11 protein-coding genes are annotated in these 14,048 nt (G+C 60.3%); 8 read left to right on the top strand and 3 right to left on the bottom strand.

The genetic code is table 11. The annotated features are described in order from the left end of the window. The first annotated feature begins 25 nt into the window (after positions 1-25). Positions 26-2,467: a penicillin-binding protein 1A gene (locus ACQ4OB_RS07145; protein WP_371916910.1), complete on the top strand. Its 2,442-nt coding sequence runs from the start codon at positions 26-28 to the stop codon at positions 2,465-2,467. A gap of 229 nt (positions 2,468-2,696) precedes the next feature. Here ACQ4OB_RS07145 and ACQ4OB_RS07140 read toward each other — a convergent pair whose 3' ends face one another. The 3 genes from ACQ4OB_RS07140 to rpmE form a co-directional block, all read right to left on the bottom strand. Continuing rightward, entirely contained in the window at positions 2,697-3,965 is a 1,269-nt protein-coding gene (locus ACQ4OB_RS07140) for a malic enzyme-like NAD(P)-binding protein (protein WP_008149557.1), read from the bottom strand. 183 nt (positions 3,966-4,148) lie between these two features. Next, complete coding sequence (locus tag ACQ4OB_RS07135; RefSeq protein WP_430955362.1) at positions 4,149-4,949, bottom strand: thermonuclease family protein; 801 nt, start codon at positions 4,947-4,949, stop codon at positions 4,149-4,151. Between the two features lie 14 nt (positions 4,950-4,963). Beyond that, positions 4,964-5,194, bottom strand: coding sequence for a 50S ribosomal protein L31 (rpmE, locus tag ACQ4OB_RS07130; RefSeq protein WP_008149553.1), 231 nt, complete (start codon positions 5,192-5,194; stop codon positions 4,964-4,966). A 371-nt stretch (positions 5,195-5,565) separates the two neighbouring features. Between rpmE and ACQ4OB_RS07125 the strand changes: the two genes are divergently transcribed. The 7 genes from ACQ4OB_RS07125 (at position 5,566) to ACQ4OB_RS07095 (ending at position 14,016) form a co-directional block, all read left to right on the top strand. Next, positions 5,566-6,009, top strand: coding sequence for a hypothetical protein (locus ACQ4OB_RS07125; RefSeq protein ID WP_430955361.1), 444 nt, complete (start codon positions 5,566-5,568; stop codon positions 6,007-6,009). Positions 6,010-6,312: 303 nt separating this feature from the next. Beyond that, entirely contained in the window at positions 6,313-8,532 is a 2,220-nt protein-coding gene (locus ACQ4OB_RS07120) for a primosomal protein N' (protein ID WP_074872891.1), read from the top strand. A gap of 238 nt (positions 8,533-8,770) precedes the next feature. After that, positions 8,771-10,507 carry an arginine--tRNA ligase gene (gene argS / locus ACQ4OB_RS07115; protein WP_430955360.1) on the top strand — a complete coding sequence of 579 codons (1,737 nt, stop codon included), beginning with the start codon at positions 8,771-8,773 and terminating at the stop codon, positions 10,505-10,507. Position 10,508: 1 nt separating this feature from the next. After that, entirely contained in the window at positions 10,509-11,213 is a 705-nt protein-coding gene (locus tag ACQ4OB_RS07110; RefSeq protein ID WP_074872886.1) for an SPOR domain-containing protein, read from the top strand. Positions 11,214-11,502: 289 nt separating this feature from the next. Continuing rightward, a complete protein-coding gene (gene hslV, locus ACQ4OB_RS07105) occupies positions 11,503-12,033 on the top strand; it encodes an ATP-dependent protease subunit HslV (protein ID WP_007899242.1) in 531 nt (176 codons plus the stop codon). A gap of 55 nt (positions 12,034-12,088) precedes the next feature. Next, positions 12,089-13,429, top strand: coding sequence for an ATP-dependent protease ATPase subunit HslU (gene hslU, locus ACQ4OB_RS07100; RefSeq protein WP_074872883.1), 1,341 nt, complete (start codon positions 12,089-12,091; stop codon positions 13,427-13,429). Between the two features lie 206 nt (positions 13,430-13,635). Beyond that, entirely contained in the window at positions 13,636-14,016 is a 381-nt protein-coding gene (locus ACQ4OB_RS07095) for a gamma-butyrobetaine hydroxylase-like domain-containing protein (protein WP_033055352.1), read from the top strand. Positions 14,017-14,048: the final 32 nt, after the last annotated feature.

Genomic DNA, 14,048 nt, shown 5'->3' with positions numbered 1-14,048 from the left:
TTGCCCTGGATGTCCAAAAGCCTTGATTCGTCTGCTGAAATTTTTCGGTTGGTCCATCGTCGCCGTTTTCTGCGGACTGCTCCTCGGTCTTAGCGGCGCCTTTCTCTACCTTAGTCCGGGATTACCATCCGTGGAGGCTCTGAGAAGCATCCAGTTGCAGATTCCTTTGCGGGTCTACAGCAGCGACAACAAGCTGATCGCAGAATTTGGCGAAATGCGCCGCACACCGATCCGGTTCGCCGACATTCCGCCCAATTTCATTAATGCGTTACTAAGTGCTGAAGACGACAACTTCGCCAATCATTACGGTGTCGATCCTGGCAGCCTGATGCGCGCGGCCACCCAGTTGATAAAAAGCGGACACATTCAGTCCGGTGGCAGCACCATCACCATGCAGGTGGCGAAGAATTTCTTCCTGACCAGCGAACGCAGCTTCTCGCGCAAAACCACTGAAATTCTCCTGGCCCTGCAGATTGAACGGCAGTTGACCAAGGACGAGATTCTCGAGTTGTACGTCAACAAGATCTATCTGGGCAACCGTGCTTATGGCATCGAGGCCGCCGCGCAGGTTTACTACGGCAAGTCGATTCGTGATGTCAGCCTGGCGCAGATGGCGATGATCGCCGGCCTGCCGAAAGCCCCTTCGCGCTTCAACCCGCTGGCCAATCCGGCCCGCAGCAAGGAGCGACGCGACTGGATCCTTGGGCGCATGTACAAGCTCGGCAAAATCACCGAAGCCGACTACACGACCGCGATCAACGAACCGCTGAACGCCAGTTATCACGTGCCGACCCCGGAAGTGAACGCACCGTACATCGCTGAAATGGCCCGCGCCGAAATGGTCGGCCGTTATGGCAGCGACGCCTATACCGAGGGTTTCCGCGTCACCACCACGGTGCCGAGCAACCTGCAGGAAATGGCCAACACCGCCCTCCATGAAGGGTTGATGACCTACGACCAGCGCCATGGTTATCGCGGACCGGAGTCGCGCCTGCCGGGCAAGACTCGCGAGGCCTGGACAACCGAGCTGACCAAGCAACGCACCATCAGCAGCCTTGAGCCCGCCATCGTCACCCAGGTCGACAAGACCGGCCTGCAAGTGCTGACCCGTACCGGTGAGGAACATGTCAGCTGGGACACCATGAAATGGGCGCGGCCGTTCCTCAACACCAACAGCATGGGCGCCAATCCGAAACAGCCTTCGGACGTTGCCCAGGTCGGCGACCTGATTCGTGTGCAGCGCCAGCCAGACAACTCGCTGAAATTCAGCCAGATCCCACAGGTTCAGGGCGCCCTGGTTTCCCTCGATCCGCAGAACGGTGCAATTCGTTCCCTGGTCGGCGGCTTCGCCTTCGAACAGAGCAACTACAACCGCGCCATGCAGGCCAAGCGCCAGCCGGGCTCGAGCTTCAAGCCGTTCGTCTACAGTGCAGCGCTGGATAACGGCTACACCGCCGCCAGCCTGGTGAACGACGCACCGATCGTGTTCGTCGACGAGTACCTGGACAAGGTCTGGCGCCCAAAGAACGACACCAACACCTTTCTCGGCCCGATCCGCATGCGCGAGGCGCTCTACAAGTCGCGCAACCTGGTGTCGATCCGCTTGCTGCAAGCGCTGGGCGTTGACCGCACCATCGACTACATCAGCAAGTTCGGCTTCAACAAGCAGGACCTGCCACGCAACCTGTCCCTGGCCCTGGGCACCGCGACGCTGACGCCAATGGAAATCGCTACCGGCTGGAGCACTTTCGCCAACGGCGGCTACAAGATCACCCCCTACATCATCGACAAGATCGAAAGCCGCAATGGCGACACGCTGTTCGTCGCCAACCCGCCGAGCGTCCCCAAAGGCAACGTCGTCACCGACGGTATCGCTGCCCCTGTCGCGGCCAACGCCTTCACCGTCAGCGCCACCCCCGGCGAAGCGCTGACCGCACAGCCAGCACCACAAACGCCGGCCGTGGCCGAGCGCATCGTCGATGGCCGCACCACTTACATCCTCAACAGCATGCTCGAGGACGTCATCAAACTCGGCACCGGCCGCCGCGCCCTGGCCTTGGGCCGTAGCGACATTGCGGGCAAGACCGGTACCACCAACGAGTCCAAGGATGCCTGGTTCTCCGGGTACAACGCCGATTATGTGACCACGGTCTGGACCGGTTTCGACCAGCCTGAAAGCCTGGGTCGCAAGGAGTTCGGCGGTACCGTCGCCCTGCCGATCTGGATGAGCTACATGGGCGCCGCACTCAAAGACCTGCCGCCCCACACGCAGCCGGAGCCGGAAGGCATCCTCAGTCTGCGAGTCGACCCGATCAGCGGCCGTGCAGCCAGCCCAGGCACGCCCGGCGCCTACTTCGAGCTGTTCAAGGCCGAAGACACGCCACCGTCGGCAAACGAGCTGGGCAACGGCATTGCGCCGGGAAGCCCACTGCCAGCGGACGAAGCGGCACCGATCGATTTGTTCTGATCGCCTGAAGCTGCAAAAAGCCCCGCCTTCGAAAGAAGAGCGGGGCTGATCGTTCCCACGCTCTGCGTGGGAATGCCTCAAGGGACGCTCTGCGTTCCAGCTCTGGAAAGGGACGCGGAGCGTCCCGGGCTGCATCCCACGCAGAGCGTGGGAACGATCGGCGACCCTCAGACATAAAAAAGCCCCGACTCGCAAGAGCCGGGGCTTTGGGTTGAAGCGCTACAACGACTTAGCCGTTGAACACGTCATCCACGCTTTTCAGCGGGTAGTTCTTCGGATACGGCAGGGTCGCTACGCCGGTCTCGATTGCAGCCTTGGCCACGGCATCGGAGATCACGGTGATCAGGCGGGCATCCATTGGTTTCGGAATGATGTACTCACGACCGAATTCCAGCTTGATGCCGCCGTAGGCGTCGCACACTTCCTGTGGAACCGGCAGTTTGGCCAGTTCACGCAGGGCGTTGGCCGCAGCCACTTTCATTTCTTCGTTGATGCGCTTGGCGCGAACGTCCAGGGCACCACGGAAGATGAACGGGAAGCCCAGTACGTTGTTGACCTGGTTCGGGTAGTCCGAACGACCGGTCGCCATGATCACGTCGTCACGGGTGGCGTGAGCCAGTTCCGGGGCGATTTCCGGATCAGGGTTGGAGCACGCGAACACGATCGGGTTGGCCGCCATGGACTTCAGGCCTTCAGCGCTCAGCAGGTTCGGGCCGGACAGGCCCACGAACACGTCCGCGCCTTTCAGGGCATCGGCCAGCGTGCGTTTTTCAGTCGAGTGAGCGAAAACAGCCTTGTACTGGTTCAGGTCGTCACGGCCGGAGTGGATCACGCCGGTACGGTCAACCATGAAGATGTTTTCGATGTTGGCACCCATGCTCACCAGCAGTTTCATGCAGGAGATGGCGGCAGCACCGGCGCCCAGGCAGACGATCTTGGCGTCGGCGAGGGTTTTGCCAGCGATTTCCAGGGCGTTGATCATGCCGGCCGCAGTAACGATCGCGGTGCCGTGCTGGTCATCGTGGAATACCGGAATGTCGCACTGCTCGATCAGAGCACGTTCGATCTCAAAGCACTCAGGTGCCTTGATGTCTTCCAGATTGATGCCACCGAAGGTGATGGAGATACGCTTGACGGTGTCGATGAAGGCTTGCGGGCTTTCGGAGTCGACTTCGATGTCGAAAACGTCGATGCCGGCGAAGCGCTTGAACAGCACGCCTTTACCTTCCATGACTGGCTTGGAAGCCAATGGGCCAAGGTTACCCAGGCCGAGAATTGCGGTGCCATCGGAAATGACTGCAACCAGGTTGCCTTTGCCGGTGTATTTGTAGGCCAGTTCAGGATCGCGGGCGATTTCGCGTACTGGTTCGGCTACGCCGGGGCTGTAGGCCAGCGACAGGTCGCGGGCGGTAGCGGTGGCCTTGGTGAGCTCGACACTCAGCTTCCCTGGACGGGGATGGGCGTGATATTCGAGAGCGGCAGTTTTCAGATCAGACATAGGGGCATTCCGCTTTTTACTGTTGGACAGACGGACCGCCGAGGATACTCGCCTCGCAAAGTCCTCACAAGACTGACCAGTCACCCCTGTCAAGCGCCCGGCCCTACGACTTTGGACCAAGAGCCGCGGAACACAAGGGATTGACTGTTCACAATCGACAGAAAAAATGTCTACAATTTTTTATCACTGCGCCAGCTGAAGCATCGCCGGGTCGGTCAAGGGCAAAAGCCAGCGCGCCTGCCCTTCTTTCAGTCCGCCACGCCGCGAGCGATCCAGCACCCAACCACGGGCCTCGATCTGCCTGCCCTTCAGCCGCTCGAGATTCGCCACATCGAACTGCCCCAGCAAATTGGGTGCAACGCGCAATACAACCGAATCCTGCAACTCGATCCAAATCCCGCCGCGATTGCGCTGAACCTTGCTCACACGGCCGCTGAGCACCGCGAATCCGGACGTGTTGATCTGCTCCGCTTTCAGCACAGGGGATTGACGCCACAACCCGAGTCCGGCCCGACGGGCACGGTGTTCCGCCGCTTGCTGGCAGTCGACCAGATCGACATTCGGCGCGACCGCCACCAGGAAACCGAGCCCTTCAGCAAGCATCTGCGCTTCAAGGTTGGCGCCATCGGCACCGTAGACATGGGCCAAGGTTCGGCCGTAATGGTCTTTGCTTTCTTTACCGGGCAGCAAACCGACCCGCCCATCATTGGCAGCCACCAGCGCTTCCAGGCGTTGGCGTGCCGCCACGGCGAACGGCTCGTCGGAACGGCCTTTCTTGCCCAGCTCCGGCGTATTCAAACCGATCATGCGCACGCTGCGGCCATCGCTCAGGCGCAGCGTGTCACCATCCACCACCCGCTGCACCACAACGGATGACAGCCCGCTCGGCGCCGGGCAGAAGGCCTGGGCACCGGAAAGCCAAATCGCAGACACAAAAAAGGCGCCCGCGAGGGACGCCTTTTTCATCAGCAAGGTAAAGCCCATGGGGCTTTGCAACCTTACTCTGCTGCAGCAGCAGGTTTCTTGCCGAAAGCACCGAAACGGTCTGCGAAGCGCTGTACACGGCCGCCAGTATCCAGAGTCTTCTGCTTACCGGTGTAGAACGGGTGGCACTCGTTGCATACGTCAGTACCCAGTGGCTTGCACAGGTTCGAACGAGTTTCGAACTTGTTGCCGCAGCTGCAAGTTACTTCGATGGTTTCGTACGCTGGATGGATATCGGCTTTCATGGTGTATTCCTCAGGCTAGTGTGCCGCCACTCAACACTATTGTTGAATACCGCACATAATTAGGCCGCGGATTCTACCAGACCTTTTTCAACGCGCAAGCTTCCCTCCGGCCTTTTCATCAGAAAATTGTCCCGACTTGCCCGCAAGCCGCCGACCACCGCACACCGACCTGACGCGTGTGCAACCGAAGCGCAAAATCGGGGGAATTCAACCAAACGGGATGTATTAATTATAAAACCACGGAGATCTATAACAAAAAAGACCAACTAACTGTCATTTTTATCAGGTGACGCCACTGCATAAATAGCGCGTACTTGTTGTTGCAGCAATACAACTCAAGCACAGCAAATTAATATTGCAGGAGCATATTCATGTCAATATCCGACAAGCCGCAACATAGCCAATCATCGCCAACAAAAAGTATGGCTACCGGAACTTTGACCGGCACAGTCATGATTCTTGGCTCTGGAAAAACTTACCCATTAACAGCTAATGGATTCTACCGCTATGATCAAAGGGTACACCTATCCGGTGACGATCCCGAGGGAATCGAGGATACCTTCCAAATAGAGATTTCTTTCAACACTCCAGAGCCCGCGTCCGGGACCTACAAGGTGGGGCCGAGCGAGGAAATAAATTGCAGCTATAGCCTTTGGCCTAGCGAAAAATGGTTTCATGCGATCGAAGGACAGTTAAACCTAAAAAACTTTTCAAGTGTAAGGCATCTCGAAGGAGAGCTTATCTTTACCACAGTCGCATTCGGCGACATACCCCAATACAAGGTTGATATAGTTTTCAGTATCACTGGAAATTAAACATAACCCCTCACTCTTATTTATAACAGTGAAAACTTTTATCAGGGTGAGGGATATCCAAACCGGCGTCCTTCACTCCATCGCATCCGGTTCAAGAACCTGCAAGATTAAAGAAGCTTAATAGCTTTGTGGCCCAACTCGATTAAAACGTCTTAGAGCAGCGTTCAGGCATAAAGACTCGACCACCTCGCCGTGCAAGCCGCCATTTAAAACAGAGCCCGTCACCCGACAGGGGACACCCCTACCACTCGTCTGCTAGGCTCGCGCCCTTCTTCACCGTCCGCCCAAGATGAGTACCCCCGCGTGCCCGACGCCATTTTGCGCCTCGCCCTGCCTTCGCCGCTGCGCCGTCTGTTCGATTACCGTGCCCCGGCCGGAGTCCTGCGTGCCCAGTTGCAACCTGGCATGCGCCTGCGGGTGCCGTTCGGCCGACGGGAGATGATCGGGATTCTGGTGGAGGTCACCGACACCAGTGAAGTGCCGGTAGAAAAGCTCAAGCCGGCCCTGGCCCTGCTCGATGCCACACCGCCCCTGCCGCCAGCGCTGTTCAAGCTGTGCCTGTGGACGTCTCAGTATTACCAGCACAGCCTCGGCGACACTTTGAGCTGGGCGCTGCCGGTGTTGCTGCGTCAGGGTGAACTGGCCGAAGCACGGCAGGAACGCTTCTGGTCCGCCGCACCCGGCGCCAGCCTCGATGATCCGCGCATCGCTCGCGCCCCGCGTCAACGTGAGGCCCTGGCGACCCTGGCCCAGCATCCCCACGGTGTCGCCCATCAGTTGTTGAGCAAACTGATGTTGAGCAAGGACAGCCTGGATTTGCTGCTGGCCAAGGATCTGGTGCAAGTCGAAATCCGCAAGCACGCCCCCGACGCCCGCCACGAACACTGGCTGGCACAGCCGGAACTGCCGCTCAATCCCGAGCAGCGCGCGGCCTATGAGGCGATTCGCGCAGGTTTCGACAGTTATCACGCGTTCCTGCTGGCCGGCGTCACCGGCAGCGGCAAGACCGAAGTCTATTTGCAGTTGATCCGCGAAACCCTCGAGGCCGGTAAACAAGCGCTGGTACTGATCCCGGAAATCAACCTCGGCCCGCAGACCCTGGCGCGCTTCGAGCAGCGTTTCAATGCGCGCATCGCGCTGATCCACTCGGCGGTCAATGACCGCGAGCGCCTCGAAGCCTGGCTCGCCGCCCGGGACGGTGACGCCGACATCATTATCGGCACCCGCTCGGCGCTGTTCACGCCGATGAAGAACCCCGGCCTGATCATCATCGATGAAGAGCACGACGGTTCCTATAAACAGCAGGAAGGCCTGCGCTATCACGCCCGCGACCTGGCATTGGTGCGCGCCCGCCAGGAAAACATCCCGATTGTCCTCGGCTCCGCCACGCCGTCGCTGGAAAGCCTGCACAACGCCTACACCGGTCGATACGGGCTCTTACGCCTGAATGAGCGCGCCGGCGGCGCCAAGCAGCCGCGATTCCTGCGCCTGGACGTTAAAAGCCGTCCACTGGACAGCGGCATTTCCGGGCCGATGCAGCAGGCCATCGGCCAGACGCTGGCCGCCGGACAACAAGTGTTGGTGTTCCTCAACCGTCGCGGTTTTGCCCCGACCTTGCTCTGTCACGACTGTGGCTGGATGTCCGAGTGTCAGCGCTGCGATGCGCGCATGACCGTGCACCAGCGCTCCGGCGAACTGCGCTGCCACCATTGCGGCTACGTCGAACGCGTTCCTCGGCATTGCCCGAAATGCGGCAAGGTCGATTTGCGACCAGTCGGCGCCGGCACCGAACGCGCCGAAGAACGGTTGGGGATTTTGTTTCCGGACGTCCCGGTGCTGCGGGTCGACCGCGATAGCACTTCGCGTAAAGACGCGATGAATCAGCTGTTCACGACCATTCAGAAAGGCCAGCCGTGCATTTTGGTCGGCACGCAAATGCTTGCCAAAGGGCACCACTTTCCACGGGTGACGCTGGTATCGATTCTCGATGCCGACGGCGGGCTGTTCTCCGGCGACTTCCGCGCCAGCGAGCGCATGGCGCAGTTGATCGTCCAGGTGGCCGGGCGTGCGGGCCGGGCTGAAGAGCCGGGCAAAGTGATTATCCAGACGCACCTGGCCGACCATCCGCTGCTGGTGCAACTGACCGAACAGGGCTATTTCGCCTTTGCCGAACAGGCGTTGAGCGAACGCCGCTCCGCAGGGCTTCCGCCGTTTGCGCATCTCGCACTGCTGCGGGCCGAAGCGCATAAACCGGGGCAGGCCGAAGGCTTCCTCGATGAAGCGTGCAGCGAGGCCGAGCGTTTGCTGGCCGAGCAGAATCTGACCGGGATTGAGTTGCTGGGGCCAGTGCCGGCACCGATGGAGCGCCGGGCCGGGCGTTATCGCGCGCAGTTGTTGCTGCAAGCCACGGCCAGGGCGCCGCTGCATCGATTGCTGAGCAGTTGGTTGCTGGTGTTGGAGCAGATGCCGAGTGGGCGGGCGGTGCGCTGGTCGCTGGATGTGGATCCGGTCGATTTGTATTGAATTCAAGATCGCTATCGCGGGCAAGCCCGGCTCCCACAGGGATCTGCGTTGTTCACTTGCTCTACGTCATACCACTTACCCTGTGGGAGCGGGCTTGCCCGCGATAGCGGTCGATTTGTCACCACATATCCATAACCTGCCCGCTATAGTTGGCAAGCCCGTCTTCGCAACGGATAATGCCCAGTTTTTCCACTAGCGCATCCAGGCGCCGCCGCGCTTGCGGTCGAAAGAGAACACCATGAAAGACACCATTCGCCAGCTGATCCAACAAGCCATCACCCAACTCGTCAACGAAGGTGTGTTGCCTGAAGGCCTGTCGCCGGCGATCCAGGTGGAAAACTCCCGCGACAAGACTCACGGCGATTTCGCCAGCAACATCGCCATGATGCTGGCCAAGCCTGCGGGCATGAAGCCCCGTGACCTGGCCGAGAAAATCATCGCCGCGCTGCCGGCTGACGAGAACGTCTCCAAAGCCGAAATCGCCGGTCCTGGCTTCCTGAACTTCTTCCAGAACACTCAAGCCCTGGCGACCCGCCTGGACGCGGCACTGGCCGACGACCACATCGGCGTGCGCAAAGCCGGCCCGGTGCAGCGCACCGTGGTCGACCTGTCGGCCCCGAACCTGGCCAAAGAAATGCACGTCGGCCACTTGCGTTCGACCATCATCGGCGACGGCGTGGCCCGGGTTCTGGAGTTCCTCGGCGACGAAGTGATCCGCCAGAACCACGTTGGCGACTGGGGCACCCAGTTCGGCATGCTGATGGCTTACCTGCAGGAAAACCCGATCACCAGTGATGAGCTGTCGGACCTGGAAAACTTCTACCGCGCCGCCAAGCAACGCTTCGACGAATCCGAAGAATTCGCCGATCGCGCCCGCGGCCTGGTGGTCAAGCTGCAAGCCGGCGACCCGGATTGCCTGGCGCTGTGGACCAAGTTCAAAGACATCTCGCTGTCGCACTGCCAGAAAATCTACGAATTGCTGAACGTCAAGCTGACCATGGCCGACGTAATGGGCGAAAGCGCCTACAACGACGACCTGATCAACGTGGTCAACGACCTCAAGGCCGCTGGCCTGCTGGTCGAGAGCAATGGCGCTCAATGCGTGTTCCTCGACGAATTCAAGAACGCCGACGGCGACCCGCTGCCGGTGATCATCGTCAAGGCTGACGGCGGCTACCTCTACGCCACCACCGACCTGGCCGCCGTGCGCTACCGTAGCGGCAAGCTCAAGGCCGATCGCGCGTTGTACTTCGTCGACCAGCGCCAGGCCCTGCACTTCCAGCAAGTGTTCCAGGTCGCGCGCCTGGCCGGCTTCGTGACGCACCCGATGGAAATGGAACACATGGGCTTCGGCACCATGAACGGCGCCGACGGCCGTCCGTTCAAGACCCGCGATGGCGGCACCGTGAAGCTGATCGACCTGCTGACCGAAGCCCAGGAACGCGCCTACACCCTGGTGAAGGAGAAGAACCCGGAGCTTGCCGAAGACGAGTTGCGCAACATCGCCAAGGTCGTGGGCATTGGCGCCGTGAAATACGCCGACCTGTCCAAGCACCGCACCAGCGATTACAGCTTCAACTTCGACCTGATGCTGAACTTCGAAGGCAACACCGCGCCGTATCTGCTGTACGCCTACACCCGGGTGGCCGGCGTGTTCCGCAAACTCGGCAAGGACTTCAGCGAAGTCGAAGGGCAGATTGTCCTTGAAGCGCCGCACGAACATGAGCTGGCCGCGAAACTGGCGCAGTTCGGCGAAATACTGAACAACGTGTCCGACAAAGGCACGCCGCACATCCTCTGCACCTACCTGTACGATGTCGCCGGCCTGTTCTCCAGCTTCTACGAGAACTGCCCGATCCTCGGCGCCGACACCCCGGCGCAAATGCAGAGCCGCCTGCGCCTCGCCGCGCTGACCGGCCGCACTCTCAAGCAAGGCCTGGAACTCTTGGGTCTGGAAACTCTGGAGCGTATGTAAGTTGGCTGCCAAGAAAAAACCTGCACCCAAGCGTGGCGCCAGCCGTTACCAAGCTCCTGCAAAGCAACCGATCCCGGGTTGGCTGTGGATGGCCATCGGCCTGACGGTCGGCGCTTTTCTGGTGTTCCTGATGAAACTGGAACCGGGCAAGGGTAGCGAGAGCGTCAAGCGCGAGAAGGTCGAGCAGCAGAAAGCCAAGATCGCCGAGGCCAACAAGACCCCGCCGAGCCCGACGCAACCGGTGAAGCCGAAGTACGACTTCTACACGTTGCTGCCGGAATCGGAAGTCATCGTGCCGCCGGATGCGGTGCCGGAGAAAACCCTGCCGACGCCGCAAGTGCCGGCCATTCCGACGACACCGGTTACGCCCGAGCAAGCGGCGAAGATCGATACCGCACGGGCTCAGGCCGCCCTGGCCGGGATTACCCCGCCGCCAGCGCCACCGGTGTCCAAAGCGGCGCCGGTGACCAAGTTCTTCCTGCAGGCCGGTTCGTTCCGCAAGGAAGCTGATGCGGACAAGGTTCGGGCCCAGATCATCCTGCTCGGTCAGGCGGTAGCGGTTGAATCCGGCACCGTGAAGGACGAAACCTGGTATCGGGTGCTGGTTGGTCCGTTCAGTAATCGCGAACAACTGACCACCGCCCAAAAACAACTGGCTGGCAGCGGGTTCAGCAACCTGTTGTTACAACAACGCCAAAGCCGCTAACCCTCCAGAAACAGCCTGCTTTTGTGGCGAGGGAGCTTGCTCCCGCTGGAGTGCGCAGCACTCCCAAATCCGGCCACCGCGATCCGTCAGACGGACCGTGAAGGCCGGGTTTACGACTGCTTCGCAGCCGAGCGGGAGCAAGCTCCCTCGCCACAGGAACTCACCCGCCCCCTTCTTTGCCACTGACACACCGCTCGTCCCCTCTCCCTTCCTGCAGTTGAAATCGTCTCCACCACCCCCATATGAGTTGGAATAAGGCATTTTCGCCCCGCTGCGTGGAGACTCTCCCTTGACCACCATCGTTTCAGTTCGCCGCCACGGCAAAGTCGTCATGGGCGGCGACGGCCAGGTTTCTCTGGGCAATACCGTGATGAAAGGCAACGCGAAGAAAGTTCGCCGCCTGTACCACGGCCAGGTGATCGCCGGTTTTGCCGGGGCCACCGCTGACGCCTTCACCCTCTTCGAGCGTTTCGAAGGCCAGCTTGAGAAACATCAGGGCCACCTGGTTCGCGCCGCTGTCGAACTCGCCAAAGAATGGCGCACTGACCGCTCCCTCAGCCGCCTCGAGGCCATGCTCGCGGTCGCGAACAAAGACGCTTCTCTGATCATCACCGGCAACGGCGACGTGGTCGAACCTGAAGAAGGTCTGATCGCCATGGGTTCCGGTGGCGGTTACGCCCAGGCCGCCGCCAGCGCGCTGCTGAAGAAAACCGACCTGTCAGCCCGGGAAATCGTCGAAACCGCCCTCGGCATCGCCGGCGACATCTGTGTATTCACCAACCACACCTTCACCATTGAGGAGCAGGACCTCGCTGAGTAAGCCTGTCTTGGCCACCACGCCACGGCTCACTTTTACCTGAGGACCGCCAATTACTATGTCCATGACTCCCCGTGAAATCGTCCACGAACTCAATCGCCATATCATCGGCCAGGACGATGCCAAGCGCGCCGTCGCCATCGCACTGCGTAACCGCTGGCGCCGGATGCAGCTGCCTGAAGAGCTGCGCGTTGAAGTCACGCCAAAAAACATCCTGATGATCGGCCCGACCGGTGTCGGTAAAACCGAGATTGCCCGTCGCCTGGCGAAACTGGCCAACGCGCCGTTCATCAAGGTCGAAGCGACCAAGTTCACCGAAGTCGGCTATGTCGGCCGCGACGTTGAATCGATCATTCGCGACCTGGCCGACGCGGCGATCAAGCTGCTGCGCGAACAGGAAATGACCAAGGTTCGCCACCGCGCCGAAGACGCCGCCGAAGATCGCATCCTCGACGCCCTGCTGCCACCGGCACGCATGGGTTTCAGCAACGAAGACGCCGGATCGTCCGCTGACTCCAACACCCGCCAACTGTTCCGCAAGCGCCTGCGCGAAGGTCAGCTGGATGACAAAGAGATCGAAATCGAAGTCGCCGAAGTGACCGGTGTCGATATTTCCGCGCCACCGGGCATGGAAGAGATGACCAACCAGTTGCAGAGCCTGTTCGCCAATATGGGCAAGGGCAAACGCAAGAGCCGCAAGATCAAGGTCAAGGAAGCGCTGAAACTGGTGCGCGACGAAGAAGCCGGTCGCCTGGTCAACGAAGAAGAGTTGAAGGCCAAGGCACTGGAAGCGGTCGAGCAACACGGCATCGTGTTCATCGACGAAATCGACAAAGTCGCCAAGCGCGGCAACTCCGGTGGCGTCGACGTCTCCCGTGAAGGCGTACAGCGTGACTTGCTGCCGCTGATCGAAGGTTGCACCGTCAACACCAAACTGGGCATGGTCAAGACCGACCACATCCTGTTCATCGCGTCCGGTGCGTTCCACCTGAGCAAGCCGAGCGATCTGGTGCCAGAGCTGCAAGGTCGTCTGCCGATTCGTGTCGAACTCAAGGCGCTGACGCCTGAAGATTTCGAACGCATTCTCAGCGAGCCGCACGCGTCGCTCACCGAGCAGTATTGCGCCCTGCTGAAAACCGAAGGCCTGGTGATCGAGTTCCAGCCGGACGGCATCAAGCGCATCGCCGAGATCGCCTGGCAGGTCAACGAGAAGACCGAGAACATCGGCGCCCGTCGCCTGCACACGCTGCTGGAACGCCTGCTTGAGGAGGTGTCGTTCAGCGCCGGCGATCTGGCCAGCGCCCACGACGAAAAGCCGATCATGATCGACGCCGAATACGTCAACAGCCACTTGGGCGAATTGGCGCAGAACGAAGACCTGTCCCGTTATATCCTGTAGGTCACATTCTGTGTGAGCGGGCTTCTGTGGCGAGGGAGCTTGCTCCCGCTGGGTCGCGAAGCGGCCCCAAAATCGGCGAATGCGGTTTATCAGCAAGACCCCATTCGCCGGATTTACGACTGCTGCGCAGCCGAGCGGGAGCAAGCTCCCTCGCCACAGGATCACCCGCCGACACAGGGCCTCCATTAAGACGGACGACCGGCCCCATGACGACCCAACTCCCCACCGACATCAAACTGCACAAAGCCTCGAAAACCCTGTCGCTGAAATACGCGTCCGGCGAGGAACATCACCTGCCCGCCGAGTTCCTGCGCGTGCACTCTCCTTCCGCCGAGGTCCAGGGCCACGGCAAACCTATCCTGCAATTTGGCAAGATCGGCGTAGGCCTGACCAAGGTCGAACCGGCCGGTCAGTACGCACTGAAATTGACCTTCGACGACGGCCACGACAGCGGCCTGTTCACTTGGGAATATCTGTACCAGCTGGGCGTGCGTCAAGAGGATCTCTGGAACGATTATCTTGCCGAACTCAAAGCCGCCGGAAAGACCCGCGACCCGAACGAATCCATCGTCAAGCTGATGCTCTAACTCGGGCCTCTCGCTCATTAGAAGGCATTTTC

It is taken from the genome of Pseudomonas sp. ES4, from assembly GCF_050586665.1.
Lineage (GTDB): Bacteria > Pseudomonadota > Gammaproteobacteria > Pseudomonadales > Pseudomonadaceae > Aquipseudomonas > Aquipseudomonas frederiksbergensis.
This window is presented reverse-complemented; position numbering and strand designations above follow the sequence as displayed.